This is a genomic window from Nocardia implantans (assembly GCF_035544775.1).
Classification (GTDB): domain Bacteria; phylum Actinomycetota; class Actinomycetes; order Mycobacteriales; family Mycobacteriaceae; genus Nocardia; species Nocardia implantans.
Map to the genome: position 1 here is coordinate 1 of NZ_JAYKYQ010000032.1, position 1,206 is coordinate 1,206.

Below are 1,206 nucleotides of genomic sequence, written 5' to 3' on the forward strand. Positions count from 1 at the left end.
GCACCAGCCAAATACAACTCACCCGACACACCCACCGGAACCGGACGCAAACGCCCATCCAGCACAAACACCCGACTGTTCCACTCCGGCGCACCAATCGGCACCGACGTCTCATCAGCCACCGTTACCCGATGACTGGTAATCGACACCGCCGCCTCGGTCGGACCATACAAATTGAACAACTCGGTCCGCGGATAACCACGCAAGAACCGCTGCGCCAAAGCACCCGGAAGGGATTCACCGATCGCCAACACCCGCCGTGGCGACCAGTCGTCCGCGGCGGGCCGGTGCGCCAGTAGCGCCTCCAGCATCGATGGCACCGCGTGCAGGGTGGTAACCGATTCCCGCGCCACGAGGTCGTTGAGATACACAGAGTCCCGGTGACCGTCCGGGGCGGCGATCACCAGGCGACCGCCGCAGACAGCGGCCGACCAGAACTCCCACACCGACAAGTCGAACGTCGCCGCCGTCTTCAACAGCACCGAGTCGTCCTGCGTCAGCGCGAATTCGGCGACCTTCCAGAGCAGCTGGTTCACGACCGCCGCGTGCGGCACCGCGACACCCTTCGGGCGTCCGGTCGAACCGGAGGTGAAGATGACGTAGGCCGTGTTCTCCGGCCGCAGCGGTACGACCCGCTCGGAGTCGGTGAGCGGCACGCTCGCGACCGCGGTCAGTTCGAGATCCTCCAGCCGCACCACCGGCGCGACGTCGGTGTCGAAGTCCGACTCCGCGTTGCTCAGCACACACACGGGCGCGGCGACGGAGAGGATGTAGTCGGTTCGCTCGGCGGCTTGGTCCGGATCGACCGGGACGTAGGCCCCACCGGCCTCGGCCACCGCGTACATCGCCACGACCAGGTCCACCGATCGGCGGAAGGCGAGCGCGACTCGGGTTTCGGGGCCGACGCCCACCGAGATCAGATACCGGGCGAGGCGGTTGACGCGGGCGGCGAGTTCGGCGTAGCTCAGCTCGGCGCGCTCGCCGCCGGGTAGGTCCGCGACCAGCGCGACCGCGCCCGGCGTCGCCGCGGCGGTCCGGCGCAGCAATGTTCCCAGCGTGGCGGGCTCCACCGAATGGGTGGTGTCGTTCCATGCGGTGAGGACGTCATGCCGTTCGGCGTCGGAGAGCAATTCGATCTCACCGACCGGAATATTCGCGTCGGCGACGACAGCAGCGAGGATACGAGACAACCGAGCAACAAAACCC

The 1,206-nt window shown here is 67.3% G+C and carries 1 protein-coding gene; it reads right to left on the reverse strand.

Annotated features, from left to right (window positions below; genetic code table 11):
• Positions 1 to 1,206 (reverse strand): AMP-binding protein (locus tag U3653_RS33165; RefSeq protein ID WP_324722503.1); only part of this gene is annotated, 1,206 nt, incomplete at both ends.